The sequence below is a fragment of the Clostridium amazonense genome, from assembly GCF_056431285.1.
The window spans coordinates 62,891-79,163 of sequence record NZ_JBWKMH010000005.1 but is presented as its reverse complement, the minus strand read 5'-3'; the positions used below and the strand labels follow the sequence as shown (position 1 = coordinate 79,163).

Annotated in this window: 16 protein-coding genes; 6 read left to right on the top strand and 10 right to left on the bottom strand. The window is 26.5% G+C overall.

The window, feature by feature from the left end; genetic code table 11:
* Nucleotides 1-145 precede the first annotated feature (145 nt).
* The 6 genes from AC07E4_RS02620 to AC07E4_RS02595 form a co-directional block, all read right to left on the bottom strand.
* A complete protein-coding gene (locus AC07E4_RS02620) occupies nucleotides 146-457 on the bottom strand; it encodes a hypothetical protein (RefSeq protein WP_034440212.1) in 312 nt (103 codons plus the stop codon).
* 37 nt (nucleotides 458-494) lie between these two features.
* Nucleotides 495-1,193, bottom strand: a complete 699-nt coding sequence (locus AC07E4_RS02615; RefSeq protein WP_478215659.1) for an MgtC/SapB family protein — start codon at nucleotides 1,191-1,193, stop codon at nucleotides 495-497.
* A 668-nt stretch (nucleotides 1,194-1,861) separates the two neighbouring features.
* A complete protein-coding gene (locus tag AC07E4_RS02610) occupies nucleotides 1,862-1,972 on the bottom strand; it encodes an iron-sulfur cluster assembly accessory protein (RefSeq protein WP_478215658.1) in 111 nt (36 codons plus the stop codon).
* Nucleotides 1,973-2,226: 254 nt separating this feature from the next.
* Entirely contained in the window at nucleotides 2,227-2,559 is a 333-nt protein-coding gene (locus AC07E4_RS02605) for a HesB-like protein (protein ID WP_034440209.1), read from the bottom strand.
* Nucleotides 2,560-2,701: 142 nt separating this feature from the next.
* Nucleotides 2,702-3,061 (bottom strand): iron-sulfur cluster assembly accessory protein, encoded by a 360-nt coding sequence (locus AC07E4_RS02600; RefSeq protein WP_034440207.1) that lies wholly within the window; start codon nucleotides 3,059-3,061, stop codon nucleotides 2,702-2,704.
* A 103-nt stretch (nucleotides 3,062-3,164) separates the two neighbouring features.
* The gene (locus AC07E4_RS02595) at nucleotides 3,165-3,716 is read right to left on the bottom strand and encodes a hypothetical protein (protein WP_034440205.1); all 552 of its coding nucleotides are present in this window, start codon (nucleotides 3,714-3,716) and stop codon (nucleotides 3,165-3,167) included.
* A gap of 521 nt (nucleotides 3,717-4,237) precedes the next feature.
* On the opposite strand from AC07E4_RS02595, the gene asnB reads away from it, so the two are divergent.
* The gene (asnB, locus tag AC07E4_RS02590) at nucleotides 4,238-6,139 is read left to right on the top strand and encodes an asparagine synthase (glutamine-hydrolyzing) (RefSeq protein WP_034440204.1); all 1,902 of its coding nucleotides are present in this window, start codon (nucleotides 4,238-4,240) and stop codon (nucleotides 6,137-6,139) included.
* A gap of 28 nt (nucleotides 6,140-6,167) precedes the next feature.
* On the opposite strand, the gene AC07E4_RS02585 is transcribed toward asnB, so the two are convergent.
* Nucleotides 6,168-7,232: an NADH:flavin oxidoreductase gene (locus AC07E4_RS02585; protein ID WP_478215657.1), complete on the bottom strand. Its 1,065-nt coding sequence runs from the start codon at nucleotides 7,230-7,232 to the stop codon at nucleotides 6,168-6,170.
* Between the two features lie 295 nt (nucleotides 7,233-7,527).
* On the opposite strand from AC07E4_RS02585, the gene AC07E4_RS02580 reads away from it, so the two are divergent.
* Both AC07E4_RS02580 and AC07E4_RS02575 read left to right on the top strand, forming a co-directional pair.
* On the top strand, nucleotides 7,528-8,136 hold the full coding sequence (locus AC07E4_RS02580) for an ECF transporter S component (protein WP_034440201.1): 609 nt from the start codon (nucleotides 7,528-7,530) through the stop codon (nucleotides 8,134-8,136).
* 268 nt (nucleotides 8,137-8,404) lie between these two features.
* Nucleotides 8,405-9,385, top strand: a complete 981-nt coding sequence (locus tag AC07E4_RS02575) for a P1 family peptidase (protein WP_478215656.1) — start codon at nucleotides 8,405-8,407, stop codon at nucleotides 9,383-9,385.
* Nucleotides 9,386-9,407: 22 nt separating this feature from the next.
* Here the strand turns inward: AC07E4_RS02575 and AC07E4_RS02570 are convergent, their stop codons facing one another.
* The 3 genes from AC07E4_RS02570 to AC07E4_RS02560 all read right to left on the bottom strand — a co-directional run bounded on the left by AC07E4_RS02570 (nucleotide 9,408) and on the right by AC07E4_RS02560 (nucleotide 11,654).
* Entirely contained in the window at nucleotides 9,408-10,046 is a 639-nt protein-coding gene (locus AC07E4_RS02570; protein WP_478215655.1) for a TVP38/TMEM64 family protein, read from the bottom strand.
* A gap of 233 nt (nucleotides 10,047-10,279) precedes the next feature.
* Nucleotides 10,280-11,233 (bottom strand): SPFH domain-containing protein, encoded by a 954-nt coding sequence (locus AC07E4_RS02565; protein WP_101541677.1) that lies wholly within the window; start codon nucleotides 11,231-11,233, stop codon nucleotides 10,280-10,282.
* 1 nt (nucleotide 11,234) lies between these two features.
* Nucleotides 11,235-11,654 (bottom strand): NfeD family protein, encoded by a 420-nt coding sequence (locus tag AC07E4_RS02560; protein ID WP_478215654.1) that lies wholly within the window; start codon nucleotides 11,652-11,654, stop codon nucleotides 11,235-11,237.
* A gap of 472 nt (nucleotides 11,655-12,126) precedes the next feature.
* Here AC07E4_RS02560 and AC07E4_RS02555 point away from each other — a divergent pair, with 472 nt between their 5' ends.
* The 3 genes from AC07E4_RS02555 to AC07E4_RS02545 all read left to right on the top strand — a co-directional run bounded on the left by AC07E4_RS02555 (nucleotide 12,127) and on the right by AC07E4_RS02545 (nucleotide 16,119).
* On the top strand, nucleotides 12,127-12,738 hold the full coding sequence (locus AC07E4_RS02555) for a 3'-5' exonuclease (protein ID WP_034440190.1): 612 nt from the start codon (nucleotides 12,127-12,129) through the stop codon (nucleotides 12,736-12,738).
* A 42-nt stretch (nucleotides 12,739-12,780) separates the two neighbouring features.
* On the top strand, nucleotides 12,781-13,944 hold the full coding sequence (locus tag AC07E4_RS02550) for an amidohydrolase (protein WP_034440188.1): 1,164 nt from the start codon (nucleotides 12,781-12,783) through the stop codon (nucleotides 13,942-13,944).
* Between the two features lie 150 nt (nucleotides 13,945-14,094).
* A complete protein-coding gene (locus AC07E4_RS02545) occupies nucleotides 14,095-16,119 on the top strand; it encodes a transglycosylase domain-containing protein (RefSeq protein ID WP_478215653.1) in 2,025 nt (674 codons plus the stop codon).
* Nucleotides 16,120-16,273 lie beyond the last annotated feature (154 nt).

The following is a 16,273-nucleotide window of genomic DNA, read 5'->3' as shown; positions in this document are numbered from 1 at the left end:
TTTAAATTTTAATGTAAAATAAAAAACTTCTTGCGTAGACCGCAAGAAGTTATAAATTCCAAGTAATAGTTATTATATCTCTTCTCATTTTTAAATCTTGCGGTCTCTCTGGACTGTTTAAAGATTTCTATTTTTATTCATTCTATCACTTTTTGTTTTGTTTTACAAGTATTAAATTATTAAATTTTATAGCTTTGCTACTTATTCTCATTACTTCATTATATACTTTTTTATTTTTTACCTTAACAATTTCACCTCTAGTAACTCTTTCAATTATCTTATCTAATTTTTCTGGTGGTGAAACTTTCCTGCTAGGATCATTTTGCCAAACAATAATATGTTCACATTCTTCAAGTGTTAATACTTTTCTTTCTTTATCCTCATATCTTTTTAGGGTTATAACCATAGTATATAATGCTCCTATAAGAATAATAAAAGAAACGATTGTTATACTCATTTTTGCTTTCTCTCCTTATTATTCTAGAGTTTAAATTTTATATTATCTTCACACACTTAAATCTGCCAGTGATACTAAGATCATTTATAAACTCTAGATTATTAATACTTACTGGAATCATCATATAGTATATACAGCATTCTACATTTTTATTACATTCTTCTTTAAAATTGCATTCTAACGACAAAATATTGGCATTTTTTTCCCTTAAAATTTCTTCTAATACTCTAGTTGCTTCATATTTATCTACATATTCTATATAAAGTTTTATATCTTTAGTTTTTTCTATAAATTTCTTTTCTGCTTTTTTTAATGAAACTAATGATAAATATACTATTATAGATGAAGATATTGCTAAAAAATAGAATCCAAATCCTATTCCAATACCTATGCAAGCAACAATCCAAACTGATGCTGCCGTAGTAAGACCTTTAACTAATCCTTTTTCATGTATTATAGTACCAGCACCTAAAAAACCTACTCCTGTTATAACTTGTGCACCAAGCCTTGATAAATCTATTTTCATAATATTAGTTAAATCTACATTTATTTTAACTAATTCAGCAGTATATTCTAAAATAGAAAGTTGTACTAACGATGTACAAGCTGCACCTACACATACTAATATATGAGTTCTTAATCCTGCTGGACTATGATTGTTTTCTCTGTTGTATCCAATTACACCACCTATAACAAATGCTAACATAAGCCTCAGTATTATCTCATATCTGTCCATAATCTCTCCTCCAAGAATAACTATAATACTAAAATAATATCAAATTCAAAATATTGCGATTTTTATTATTTCATATCTAATATTTTAAAATAGAAATATATAAATAAAACTAAGATGAAATCTCTATTATAATATTTATCACAATCATAATATTATAAATTCATCTTAATTTTAACATAAAATTTCACCATAAAATCACAAATTAAATTTAAAACTTATTTCCATATATTTATATTATGTTAGAATTTATTTTTGATTCAATATATAGGGTTCCAAGCTAAAATTTTAAATAATAGCTTTCTCAAATGATACTACTAAAGTTACATATTATTTCTATTTTTATATTTGGAACCAATTAAAAACTAAGAGTGAACAGTGAAAAGTTAATGTTTGTAAATGCAAAAAAGCATGAACCTAAAAGTTCATGCTTTTTTTATGTATAAGTTTTATTAACCGCAACTTGAACAAGATGAGCATCCATTGCTCTCTGGTTTTTTCTCTGGTTCTATTGAGAAACCACCCATTCCATTTTCTTCACCAGATAATAGTGATAATGTACCAAATTGCTCAGTTACTTCTTTATCTACTAAAAATGTTAATCCATCTACTGTTTGTGTATTATCAGTTTCTTTTTGTTCATCCAGAACAAGACTAAAAGCTGGGCCTCCTCAACCCATGCCTGCAAAGTGTATTCTTATAACATCTGCAGTTACTTCATTTTCTTTTAAGAATTCTTTGAATTCTTTAAAAGCATTTTCACTAACTTTTATAATGTTCATTTATCCTTCTCTCCTTTTTTATGCTATAAAATAGCATTTTTAAGTTTTAAAATTTCAATTCAAATATAACTTATCAACTTTTTAAGACAAAGTTGTTGATAACAATTATTAATTAGAATAATTACATAATAATATATCTTGCTATTTAAATCAATAATTTTTTAAAGCTCTTCTATTAGTATTTCAAATAGTATATGCTAAAAAGCTCAAAAATAAAAGGTAAAGCTTAAAAAAGCTTTACCTTTTAATATTTTTTATTCGCCACATCCTGAACAACCAGAACAACAGCCACCTTCAACTTTTTTCTCTGTTTCTATGGAAAAACCGCCCATGCCATTTTCATCAGCACATAATAAACTCAATTCTCCAAACTGTTCTGTAACATTTTTATCAACTAAAAATGTTAACCCGTCCATAACTTCTACATTGTCTTCTTCCTTTTTTTCATCCAATACAAGATTAAATGCTGGTCCACCACAACCCATTCCAGCTAAATGTATTCTTATTACATCTGTTTTCACATCATTTTCTTCTAAAAATTTTTTAAATTCCTTAAAAGCATTTTCGCTTACTTTTACAATACTCATTTCATACCCCTTTTCTAATTCCCTACTTTAAATTAATAAGAACTATTATTGATTAAACTACATATATAATAATATATTTTTAGAATTTTTTCAATAAATTTACACTTTTCCTATGATTCTGAACATATATTCTATGTAATCCCTAATTTTTCTTACAACATGATGAACAATTAGAACAGGATTTACATTTTCCTGTAGAGCAACAACTTTTAGGTTTCTTTTCTGCTACCACAGAAAATCCATCTAAACCATTTTCACTTGGAGCTAATATTTTAAGTTTTCCATATTTTTCACTAATATGTTTATTAACTAAGAAAATTATGTCTTCTACTTCTTCTAAATTATCATTTTCATCTTTTCCATCAAATGTTAAGATAAATGAGCTATCCTTGCACATTTTTCCAACTAATTGAATTCTTATTACATCTGCACTTATATCATTTTCTTTTAAATACTTTTTTAATTCAGTTATACCCATTTTGCTAATATCAACAATATGCATTTATTTAGCCTCTCTTTAATAAAAATAATTATTTTAACTATAGAATAATATATATTATTTTTTTAATCAACAACAATTATTCTATAGTCTTAACAATTATTAATTAAGCTAAACTTTTAGTATTCACAAACTCATACATAGGAATAATTTCATTAACAAACATTCTATGACTATGTTTATCATAAGATAATCTTATTATTTCCTTATCTATATATTTAGCATCCCTAGTATAATCTTCAAAATCATATAATACTAATACTGTTATATCGTTATTTAAAGTTATTTCATAAATATTTTCTATAAGTCTTTTAAACACTTCTTTACTACTATTTTCTATTATATATCTAGCATCTATAACGAATATCACATTATAAAATCCAAGAGAAATTTTATCATCCCTGTATCTTTTTAAAAAATCTTCCAATACATACTTTTCATCTTCAAATATTACATTTTGAATACTATCATTTTTAACCATCAATTTTTCTGTATTTTGCAAAAATTCATTCAATAAATCATAGGTTTTATCTTCCAAATTTAAATACATAAATACATTATTCTCTATATTAGTTTTTATATATTTGTAAAGATTAATTGTCATATGGTCATTACCATAATAATAAAAAGTAATACTTTTACCTCTACTTTCTGACATATTTAATTTCCCCCTGTTTGTAAGTTTTTTACAATTACTATTATTCTATATCCTCCTTTTTTTTACCTTCTTTTGTTCATTCTTTTCTTTCGTTTTTTTTTGATATGAATTTGACATTTTTCCAATTTATCTCTAATTATTTTTACATAAAATAAGATATTACTCATTTTGAGAAATATTTATGTAACCATTTTATATTTATATATGATATACTTTAATTGAATAAAAAGAATCATTAAAATTTATGTTTTTTTTAATAATTATTTTTTAAGTAAATTTTTATATAAAGCAAAAATTTACTTAAAAATAGAAGTTTTTTTATTATAATGTCTGTACTTTATTGATAGTATGGTATATTATAATTATATTTTTAATGCAAATATTTACTGTACAAGTAAATTATATATTAAATATTTGAACAATTCTTTAATATTTGATTAAGATTAAATCATTTTATTTTAAATTAAATTTTAAAATAGTTTAATAGAAATATTGATTTTAGCTACTAAGGAGGATTTAATATGTGTGGATTTGTAGCATTTTTTAGTAATAACCCTATGAACATAGATAAAAAGGCTGAATTTAGTCCTATGTCTGAAGTTATAATACATAGAGGACCAACTCAAGATGGAGAATATTTTGATGAATACGCTTATCTTGGATTTAGAAGACTTAGCATACTAGATTTAGAAAATGGTAAACAGCCTTATAGTCATGGAAATGGTGAATACGAATTAGTTTTTAATGGAGAAATATATAACTATATAGAATTAAGAGAAGAACTAATTAAAGAAGGTTACACATTCAAAACAGGATGTGAAATTGAAGTTGCTGCTACATTATATAGTCGTGATGGAGAAAGCTTTGTTAATAAATTAAGAGGTATGTATTCTATATTAATATGGGATAAAACAAAAAATACTTTCTTTGGTGTTAGAGACACTTTCGGAATAAAACCTTTTTACTATCTTGAAACAGAAAATGGATTATATATAGCTTCTGAGCTTAAGAGCTTCTTTGCTAACAAAGATAGTGTTCGTAAAGATATAAATATGGAATCTCTACATAATTATTTGACTTTCCAATTTGTACCTGAGCCAAACACTATTCTTAATGATGTTAAAATTTTAAAACCAGGTCATACTATAAAAAAAGAATTAGGAAAACCTTGTGAAATAAATCAATATTACACATTGCAGTTTAACCCTATTCCAATGCCTCAAGATGAGAGAATGGCTGAAATTAGAAAAGTTGTTTCTAATTCTGTAGACCTTCATATGAGAGCTGATGTTCCTCTAGCAACATTCTTATCTGGTGGTATCGATTCAACTGTAGTTACTGCACTTGCTAGTAAAATAGACCCTAACATCAAGTCATTTACAATTGGATTTGATAGAGAAGGTTACAGTGAAATTGATCTTGCTAAAGAAAGTGCTGACAAATTAGGTGTTGAAAATATCAGTAGAATTATTTCTGCTGAGGAATTTGCAAATGAGATACCAAAAATAATTTGGCATATGGATGGACCTGTAGCTGACCCAGCTGCTATTCCACTATATTTTATATCTCAAGAAGCTCGTAAATATGTAACTGTTGTTTTATCTGGAGAAGGTGCTGATGAGGTATTTGGTGGATACACTATATATCATGAACCATTATCTTTAAAAGGATTCCATAACGTTCCTAAGCCAGTAAAAAGTATGTTAAAATCTATTTCTCATAAAATGCCTGAAGGTATGAGAGGTAAGAGTTTCCTTGAAAGAGGTTGTACACCTATTTCTGAACGTTATGTTGGTAATGCAAAGATATTTATAGATGAAGAAAAATCATCAATATTAAATAAATATAATAGTGAATTTACTTATCCTAAAACAATGAAACCAATTTATGATAAGGCTAAAAACTATGATGAAGTTACACAAATGCAATATGTTGACTTCAATACTTGGCTTACTGGTGATATACTAGTAAAAGCTGATAGAATGAGCATGGCTCACTCTTTAGAACTTAGAGTTCCATTCTTAGATAAAGAAGTTATGAAAGTTGCTTCTAAGTTAACTCTAGAAGAGAAAATTAATGGTAATGTTACTAAATACATGCTTAGAGAAGCTTTCAAATCTGAACTTCCATTCTTAGAAGCATTAGATAGAAAGAAACTTGGATATCCAGTTCCAATTCGTCTATGGCTTAAAAATGAACTTTACGATTGGGCTGTAAATATTGTAAAACAAAGTAATGACCCATATATTAATAAGAAAGAAGTTCTTAACTTGATTGAAGAACATAGAAAAGGACCTTTCGATAGAAGTAGAAAAATATGGACAATTCTTGTTTATCTAATTTGGCATAGAATATATATAGATAATTCAGCTTCATATTTTGAACTTGAAAAAGAAATTGCATTAGATAAAATTAATAAATAATAAAAATGAGTGGTAAATCCACTCATTTTTATTTTCTAATTTTGCATTTTAGATTTTCACCACTTAAACATTGACCACAATATACACACTTTGCACTATAATTATTATCACTACTCCAATTATTTATTAAATCTGGTTCACACACTAAAGGTCTTGCAATTGAAAAATATTCCACTTTAGAATTATTAAGAATTTCTTCCATAGTATTAATATTTCTATTTTTACATACTAAAATCACTTTGCTTTTTAAATTCTTTGAAAGCTCCACAGCATATTTTCTAAATACTGATTCTTTGTAATTTACATCTGAATATTTATAAGAGGATGCACCACTTACTTCTACAAAGTCTATCCCCCTTTTATCTAATTCATTACATGTATATTTACATTCTTCAAATGTAGCACCTTCTATATCAAAATCACTACTATTAATTTTTATTCCTACTACAAAGTTTTTATCATATCCAACTTGCCTTCTAACTTCTTCATAAACTTCTACGATTATTCTAGCTCTGTTTTCTAAACTTCCACCATACTCATCGGTTCTTCTATTATAATAAGGACTTAAAAGTTGACTTAATAAATAACCATGTGCCCCATGTATTTCTACGCCATCTAATCCTGCTTCTTTACAAATCTTTGCAGCACTTCCAAAAGCCTTTACAATAGTATTTATATCTTTTTTAGTCATTTCTACTGGTATTACTTTTGTATTTTTATTTTCTACAGCTGACGGACCCAATATAATTCTTTTTCCTATATTAAATGTAGTTTGTGAACCACCATATACTATTTGTTGTATATATTTTGCTCCATAACTATGTGCTATATATCCTAATTTTTTATAGTCTTCTATAAATGAATTATCATATATACCCATCATTTTAGGTGATGGTTGCTCTTCTTTTAAAATATAAGCATAACTCCCTATTATTGTGCCAACTCCCCCTTTTGCCAAGTCTTTGTAAATACTTATAATTTCATTATTTAAATGACCATCTTCATTTGCCATTTTTTCATAAGTAGCAGACCTAAAGAATCTATTTTTTAATGTTATTCCTGATAAATTACTCTCCTCAAACATCTTTTTCATAAAACTGTACCCCCTACTTCTATTTTAATATATGTAATTATATCATCTTCATTTAAACTTCTAAATTCATATTTTAATTTAAACAAAGATAAATTTGTAATTTATATGATATTTGTAATAAATTTCAAACTGAAAATTCTTAATTCTTTTCTTTTTATTGATTTTTAACATAAAGGTGGTAAAATACAATTGTCAGTATTCATTTTCATTTATGAAACTGAACAATATAAAAACTTAATAATTTATTTTTATCCAAATTATATCCGATTTTGGAATAAGAATGGGAGGATTTTTTATGGAAACATCATTTAAAAAAACAAAGTCAAAGAAGTCAAAACTTACAGTTAGACAAATGGCTATTGTAGGAATGCTATCAGGTATTTCTATATTCTTAGGGGTAACTAAATTAGGATTTATACCGTTACCTGCTATGAGTGCAACAATATTACACTTACCTGTAATAATAGGTGGAATTTTAGAAGGACCTCTTGTTGGTGGTTTAATTGGTCTTATTTTTGGACTTTTTAGCATGTTTCAAGCTATTACAACTCCAACATTAACATCTTTTATGTTCTTAAATCCTATAATTGCTTTATTACCTAGAATATTAATAGGTGTTGGTAGTTATTATATTTATAAAATAATTGCTTTAAAAAAGGATACTGTTAGAGTTAGTGTAACAGCTTTCTTAGGCTCAATTATTAATACTGTAGGTGTTTTAGGTCTTGGATACTTAATTTATGCAGATAAACTTTCTGCTGTTTGGAATCTTCCAAACAATAATGCAGCTGCAATAACTTGTTTAACTATAGCTACAACTAATGGTATTCCTGAAGCTTTAGTAGCAGCAGTTATAGTAACACCTATAATAATAGCAATGAAAAAAATAAGAAAATCTAAATAGTATATATGTGACATTGACATTTTGTTAATGTCACTTTGTTATATAATGAAACAAGCCGAAAATGTAATTACACTGATTTCAGTTGAAAAAACATAGTCAAACTATTGTACAAAAATGAACAATTGTCAAATTTCAATTGTCAACTGGTTCCAAATATAAATATAGCAATAAACTTTAAGATTAGTATTATTATTTGAGAAAGACATTACTTTAAATTTGAACTTGGAACCCTATAGTATACAATTTAAGAATTAATGAGGTGATTTTTATGAAAGAAATACAATTTACAGATATAGATAAAATTAAAGTTGGTCATGCACAAAATGTAGATGCAGCAACAGGATGTACTGTTATTTTATGTGAGGATGGTGCTACAGGTGGTGTTGCTGTAAGAGGAGGCGCTCCTGGAACTCGAGAAACTGATCTTTTAAATCCTACTGAAATGATAGAAAAAATACACGCCGTTGTTTTAGCCGGTGGAAGCGCTTTTGGATTAGATGCATCTTCTGGAGTTATGGAGTACTTGGAAAATAAAAATATCGGTTTTGATGTTGGTGTTGCAAAAGTTCCTATAGTTTGCAGTGCTGTATTATTTGATTTAGTTATAGGCAATAGTAAGATTAGACCTGATAAATCTATGGGTTATGATGCTTGTAAATTTAGTGAAACTAATACTAAAGACTTAAATGGTAATATTGGTGCTGGATGTGGTGCTACTATTGGAAAAATCTTAGGACCTAAAAGTTCTATGAAGAGTGGACTTGGCTCCTATGCAATTCAAATAGGTGATTTAAAAATTGGAGCTATTGTTGCAGTAAATGCCTTAGGTGATGTTATAAACCCTTCAACTGGTGAGATTTTAGCCGGAGCATTAAATTATGATACACTTGAATTTTTAAACACAGAAAAAGTCTTAATAAATGAATATCAAAATAAAAGCAATATATTTAATGGTAATACTACAATTGGATTAATTGCTACAAATGCAAAACTAAATAAAGCTGAGGCTAATAAAGTTGCCTCAATAGCACATAATGGCTTTGCAAAATCAATATATCCTGTTCATACTATGCATGATGGAGATACTATCTTTACAATGTGTACAAATTTAGTTGAAGCTGATGTTAGTACTGTTGGTATGCTTGCATCAAAAGTTATGGAAAATGCTATCATTCGTGCTGTAAATACTGCTGAAACTTTTAATAATACTATTTCTAGGAGTGATTTATTAAATAAATTGAATAAATAGTAGATATGAAAGAAAGCTCCATTTAACTGTAGCTTTCTTTCTTTATTTCATTCCACATTTTATAACTTAATGCCCCAATTAAAACAATAGTTGCTATTATTAAAAGAATACCATAAATAGATTTATTAAAGCTTACACCTAAATAACTATATAAAAAAGTCATAGGCATATTTACTATCATAACAATCAAAGTATACTTTATAAAATTTATTCCTGCTGATGCCGATAAAAAACATGCTACATCAGTTGGAGTGGCTGGACAAACTATACCTAAAACTAAAAATTTATAATTATATTTTTCTACAATTGGTTTTAAATTTCCATACTTATCCTCTATCTTGCGTTTTATATCTGAATCCGCTAATAAACTGGCTAATACATAAATTATAATCTCACTTATAGTTATTCCTATTATAGATAAAACAAAACCTTTTAACGTTCCAAAACAAACTCCACCTAAAAACATACAAAACACACCTGGAATTAGAAGTAACATTCTTAAAGACCACAATGATACAAACATTATAGCTGCATATTTTTCATTATTTTCTAGAAAACCCTTTATTGTATCTAAATCTAAAGTTAATAAGCCCATGTATTTTAATACTAATATTACAATTGCCCATGCAATTGCTACTATAATAAATTTTTTTCTTTTCATTTTATCCTCCTTAAGTTTCCATTTCACAAATCTGTAAGCTGGCTAACAATTTTAAAATTATACACTAAATATATTATTACTTTTCCCTTTTATTCTTAAACTTATAAATTTTCAATTTTAAAGAATGATTTTTTTAATTAATTAGAATCCTAAATTTAAATTTGAAATTTATATTAAAAAAACAAAAGAGAAATTGAATATTCAATTTCTCTTTTGTTATATCTTATAATTTTTTAATCATCATCTTCATTTTTAGTCATATTTAAAGTTTCTGCAATTGCTGCAATACTTCCTAATGATTTTAATGACTCAACTGGCAATATTAATTTATTTGCAGGATTTTGAGATAATTCTTTTAATGCTTCTACTTGTTTTAATGCTATTACTGTAGCATTAGTTCCTGAATCAATTATTGCTTTATTTACTTTTGAAATTGCATCTGAATCTGCCTTAGCTATAATTTCTATGGCTTTTGCTTTACCTTCTGCTTCTAAAAGTTGAGATTCTCTAAGACCTTCTGCTCTTCTAATATTAGCTTCTTTTTCAGCTTCTGCTTGAAGAATTTTAGCACGTTTTTCTCCTTCTGCTTTTGATATTGCACTTTCTCTTTGACCTTCAGCAGTAAGAATTGTAGCTCTTTTATCTCTTTCAGCTCTCATTTGTTTTTCCATAGCATTTTGTATTTCTTCTGGTGGAACTATATTTTTTATTTCTACTGAAAGTATTTTTATTCCATATGCATCTGTTATATTATCAACAATATTCAATAATTTTGAGTTAATAGAATCTCTTCCTGCTAGAACTTCATCTAAACTCATATCTCCTATTATATTTCTCATATTAGTAATAGTTGAATACATTATACCTGATGTAAAGTTTTCAATATTATATACTGCATCTTTTGCATTTAATACTTGATAAAATATTACATTATCAACAGAAATTTTTACATTATCTTTTGTTATAACATTTTGTGGTGGTATATCTAATATTTGTTGTTTCATAGATATTTTCTTTCTTACAAAATCTGCAAATGGTATTGTTAAGTGCCAACCTGGTTCTAAAAGCTTGTAAAATTGACCAAATCTTTCTAAAACATAAACATATCCAGTGTTTACTACTTTAATAGTTGAAATTAATATAACTAATATCACTATTAATACTGCTATGGTTCCTATTAATGCCATTTTATTCATCACCCTTTCTAATTATTAGCTTATTACCTTCTATATTATCAACAATAAAGCTATCACCTTCTAATATAGGGTTTCCTATATTTTTTACATTCCAAAATACACCATTAACCTTCATTTGGCATTCCTTTTCAACATCTTCAGTTGCTATAAAACTTTTTCCTATATATTTACCAACTAATAATTTTTCTTCTGAAAATGTCTTTTTTATATACTTTCTTGATATTTTTACACCTATTGCTATAGAAATACTACCTATAATAACTGCTATAAGCAATTGCATCTCAAAGCTTACTGCAAATCCAAGTAAAAATGCTGGTATAAAACCTATAACCAACCATGAATAAGTAAAAGCACTACTTAAAATATCAATTAATACGACAATTACAATAAGTGCTAACCATATCCAATTCATAAACACTCCGCCTCTCTATAAACATTTTAATATAATTACTAATGTATCTAACATTAATAAAACTGTAATATAGAAAATTTAATATATATTGAAAAAATTTAGAAATTAATTCTATATCAATTGTATCAAAATAAACACCCATTGTATATATAAATGCCAATTATTAATACTCTTATAAATTTATTTACAAACATAAATTTATATTTTCATTTTGAATTAATTTTTATCTATTTCAATTTATAAGTAAAACATTATGTTTAGATTTTATATATAGTTTTATGGCTTCCCATTAATTTCAAAAATGTAAAATTAGTCTTAGAACTAAACCTATATAATACTATAAGTTTTAAACTTAATTTGAAACGTTATATATGTTATAATTAGTTTATTCAATTTTAGTTTTTGAAATTTGTTTAGAATTTTTGTATAACATTTTTCTATAAACATTATGCATCCATAGGAGGATTTTTTTATGAAAATGATTTTTTTTGATACTGAAACAACAGGAATAAGTCCTGGTAATATATGTGAATTGTCTTACATAATAGTTAATACTGATGTAAAGCCACAACAAACCTATGGCAAAAATTTCTTTTTTGCTGTTGAATATGTGGAACCTAGTGCTGAAGATGTTCATGGATTTTCAGCTGAGGATTTATATGAGCTAAGTGAAGGCAAATATTTCGAAGATCAATATGAAGAAATAGTTGAAGACTTCACAAGTGCTGATATTTTAATCGGTCATAATGTTAATTTTGATATAAAATTTATAACTCATGAATTTAGTTTTTGTGAATTAGATTACATTCCAAAAAATTCTTTTTGTACTATGAATTATTATAAAAATATTTGTAAATGCCCTAATGGCAGAGGTGGAATTAAAAATCCTAAACTTGAAGAGGTTGTCAGATTTTTAGGTCTTGACTCTACTACCATAAGAGCTAAAGCCAATGAGTTATTTTCAGGTAGCGGCAATTACCATGATGCTAGATTTGATACTGCAGCAACTTATCTTGTAGTAACAGAAGGCATAAAAAAAGGATACATACCTAAAGGCTACTTTAGTAAAATAGTTTCTAAATAAATTTATAGTTTATTTAATATAAAAAATGGGGGGGATATTTTTATGATAGTTATAAAAAATGCTAATATCCACACTATGATGGATGTTAATTATGAAAATGGTACAGTTTTTATTGACAATGGAAAAATTGTTAATGTTGGGGAAAATTTAATTATACCATCTAATTCTACAGTTATAGATGCAAAAGGTGGTTTTTTAATGCCAGGCATAATAGATGCTCATTGTCATTTAGGTATGCTTGAAGATAGTATTGGTTTTGAAGGTGATGATGTAAATGAAGCTACTGATCCTTCAACACCACATTTAAGGGCTTTAGATGGAATAAACCCTAAAGATAAATGTTTTGATGAAGCACTTTTAGGTGGTATAACTACTGTTTCTACTGGTCCTGGAAGTGCAAATGTTATCGGTGGACAATTTGTTACAATGAAAACATTTGGTAAAACTTTAAATGAAATGGTTATAAATGAATGTTCTGCTATGAAGGTAGCTTTTGGTGAAAATCCTAAACGTGTATATTCTTCCTTTAAAAAATGTCCTTCTACACGTATGGGAACTGCTGCAATCCTTAGAGAAAATTTAATTAAAGCTAAAAATTATATTGAAAAGAAAAACAATGCTAAAAATGATCCTACAAAAATGCCTGAATTTGATATGAAGTTAGAAGCATTATCTAAGGTTATAAATAAAGAAATTCCTCTTAAGGCCCATGCTCATAGAGCTGATGATATTCTAACAGCTCTTAGAATTGCAAAGGAATTTAATTTAGATATATCTTTGGATCATTGTACTGAAGGTCATTTAATTGTGGATTCTTTAAAGGAAGAACATTTTAAAGGTGCTATTGTAGGCCCTACACTTTCTGATAGATCAAAAGTAGAACTTAAAAATCTAACCTTTAAAACTCCAGCTATATTAAATAATGCTGGTATAACTGTAGCACTTATGACAGACCACCCTGTAATACCTTTGCAATATCTTCCTATTTGTGCTGCCCTTGCATCTAGAGAAGGACTAAGTGAAGAAGATGCTCTAAAAGCTATAACTATAAATCCAGCTAAAATCTTGGATTTAGATAACAAAGTAGGTAGTATTGAACAAGGAAAAGATGCTGACATTTTAATATACAATGGTCATCCTTTTGATTTAAGAAATAAACTAAGCTTTATTATGGTAAATGGTAACATAGTAAAAAATGAGTTATAAATTTAAATACTTTTAATGTTATAAAATACCTATGTGCATGAATCTTTTTATAAGAATTTTGTATATAGGTATTTTTACATAATTATTGTTTTTTTATATTCTCATTGTATAATATAAGTTGTCCTAATTATATGTACAGGTGGTGAGCTATTGTCAAAAATAACTAAAAAAGCTAAAAATAGAAACTCAAAACCAGTAAAGAAAAAACGTAAAAAAGCTAAAAAGAAAAGTAAGCTTTTTAAAAATATTTTAAGTTCAATATTATTATTGTTTTTATCATTTACTATTTTTGTTGGTTCTTTTATTTTCTTTACAACAAATTTTAGACTTAAAGATATATATGCTGATGCCAACATAAAAATAAAAAATATTTCTAATGATACTTTTATGCAAAACATGCCTACTATTATTTATGATTGTAATAATAATATAATAGAAAAATTAGCTTATTATAATTATGAATACCTTCCTTATGATGAAATTAATCCTAAAATTTTTGATTCCTTTATTGCAATTGAAGATAAAAATTATTTTAATCATAATGGAATAGATAAGCTTTCCATAATTAGAGCTGGTATTGAATACATAAAAAATAAAGGTGTCATAACTCAAGGTGGTTCAACTATAACTCAACAATTAGTTAAAAATACACTTTTATCTCATGAGCAAACTTTTAAAAGAAAATTTGAAGAAATAATTATTTCATTGGAACTTGAGAAGAAATACTCTAAAAAACAAATTCTTGAATACTATGTGAATAACATTTATTTTGGAAATAATAGTTATGGAATAGAAACTGCTTCATTAAACTATTTTAATAAGAGCAGTAAAGACTTAACTTTAGGACAAATAGCTTTTTTAGTAGCTATACCTAATAATCCTACTATGTATGATCCATTAACTAAAATCCATAATACACTTAAAAGGCAAAAGTTAATTTTAAGTAAGATGTTAAAGTTAAATTTTATTTCTGAAAAACAATACATAGATGCTTGTAAAGAAAATGTAGAACTTAATACAAGAAAAAATAAAATTTACACTGAAGATAACTATATGATTTCATATGCCCTTGATTGTACTATCAAAGAACTTATGTTACTTAATGGTTTTAAATTTCAAACAAACTTTAAAACGTTAGATGAACGAACTAACTACTTTAATAAGTTTGATAAATTATATTCAGAATTTAACTCTAAAATCAGAAAAGGTGGCTACAACATCCACACATCTTTTGAAGTAAATAAACAACAATTGCTTCAAAGTACACTCGATAATTATTTACTTCCCTATAATGAATTAACTAATGATGGTATTCATAAAATTCAAGGTGCTGCAATAACAATAGAAAATAGTAGTGGTAATGTTATATCAATTGTTGGTGGTAGAAGTTCTGATTTAAATTTAAACTCATTTAATAGAGCTTATTTATCTTATAGACAGCCTGGTTCAACAATTAAACCATTAGTTGCGTATACTCCTGCATTTGAGAAAGGTTATACCCCTTCTAGCATTATGAATGATGAATATATTCCTAATGGTCCTAAAAATGCAGACTCAACTTATAGAGGTACTGTTACATTAGAATATGCTACTGAAATTTCACTTAATACTATTCCTTTTTCTCTAGTTAGAGATTTAGGTCCAGAAAATGTTGTTAATTATTTACATAAAATGAATTTTAAGTACTTGTATCCTAATGATATAAATCCTATAATTGCAGTTGGAGGATTTACAAAAGGTGTTACTCCAGAAGAAATGGCTGGTGCTTACTCAACATTAGCTCGTAATGGTGAATATATTAAAACATCTTGTGTAAATTTAATTGAAAGTAGTTCTGGACGTAAATTATATGAAAACAACCATATTGCTGAAGTTATATATACTCCTACTGCTACACAATATATGACTAATGTTCTAAAAGGAGTATTAAATAAACCTAACGGTACTGCTTATGGATATAGTTTAAGTTCTGTTCCATCAGCCGGTAAAACTGGCACAACAGATAATAATAAGGATTTATGGTTTTGTGGATATTCCCCTTACTATACAACTGTTATATATGTAGGTTCAGATATACCTGATACTCTAAATATAGAAGGAAATTTGCCTAGTAAAATGTGGAAAAATTATATGGATAAACTACATATTGGCTTACCATATAAAAATTTTAATTAAATTTAAATTTTGCCTATACTTTTCTATTTGAATAAAATAATATATAATAGAATATATTTTTTATCTTACACATATCTATAATTAAAACATTAAACTAATTTTATTAAATTAGACTTTAAGTAAAAATGTTTAATTAATATTCCTATAAGTAGAT

What these genes read in the sequence shown, in the direction of transcription:
- AC07E4_RS02620 (WP_034440212.1), bottom strand. Translation starts at nt 457, where the DNA reads ATGAGTATAACAATCGTTTCTTTTATTATTCTTATAGGAGCATTATAT.
- AC07E4_RS02615 (WP_478215659.1), bottom strand. Translation starts at nt 1,193, where the DNA reads ATGGACAGATATGAGATAATACTGAGGCTTATGTTAGCATTTGTTATA.
- AC07E4_RS02610 (WP_478215658.1), bottom strand. Translation starts at nt 1,972, where the DNA reads ATGAACATTATAAAAGTTAGTGAAAATGCTTTTAAAGAATTCAAAGAA.
- AC07E4_RS02605 (WP_034440209.1), bottom strand. Translation starts at nt 2,559, where the DNA reads ATGAGTATTGTAAAAGTAAGCGAAAATGCTTTTAAGGAATTTAAAAAA.
- AC07E4_RS02600 (WP_034440207.1), bottom strand. Translation starts at nt 3,061, where the DNA reads ATGCATATTGTTGATATTAGCAAAATGGGTATAACTGAATTAAAAAAG.
- AC07E4_RS02595 (WP_034440205.1), bottom strand. Translation starts at nt 3,716, where the DNA reads ATGTCAGAAAGTAGAGGTAAAAGTATTACTTTTTATTATTATGGTAAT.
- asnB (WP_034440204.1), top strand. Translation starts at nt 4,238, where the DNA reads ATGTGTGGATTTGTAGCATTTTTTAGTAATAACCCTATGAACATAGAT.
- AC07E4_RS02585 (WP_478215657.1), bottom strand. Translation starts at nt 7,232, where the DNA reads ATGAAAAAGATGTTTGAGGAGAGTAATTTATCAGGAATAACATTAAAA.
- AC07E4_RS02580 (WP_034440201.1), top strand. Translation starts at nt 7,528, where the DNA reads ATGGAAACATCATTTAAAAAAACAAAGTCAAAGAAGTCAAAACTTACA.
- AC07E4_RS02575 (WP_478215656.1), top strand. Translation starts at nt 8,405, where the DNA reads ATGAAAGAAATACAATTTACAGATATAGATAAAATTAAAGTTGGTCAT.
- AC07E4_RS02570 (WP_478215655.1), bottom strand. Translation starts at nt 10,046, where the DNA reads ATGAAAAGAAAAAAATTTATTATAGTAGCAATTGCATGGGCAATTGTA.
- AC07E4_RS02565 (WP_101541677.1), bottom strand. Translation starts at nt 11,233, where the DNA reads ATGGCATTAATAGGAACCATAGCAGTATTAATAGTGATATTAGTTATA.
- AC07E4_RS02560 (WP_478215654.1), bottom strand. Translation starts at nt 11,654, where the DNA reads ATGAATTGGATATGGTTAGCACTTATTGTAATTGTCGTATTAATTGAT.
- AC07E4_RS02555 (WP_034440190.1), top strand. Translation starts at nt 12,127, where the DNA reads ATGAAAATGATTTTTTTTGATACTGAAACAACAGGAATAAGTCCTGGT.
- AC07E4_RS02550 (WP_034440188.1), top strand. Translation starts at nt 12,781, where the DNA reads ATGATAGTTATAAAAAATGCTAATATCCACACTATGATGGATGTTAAT.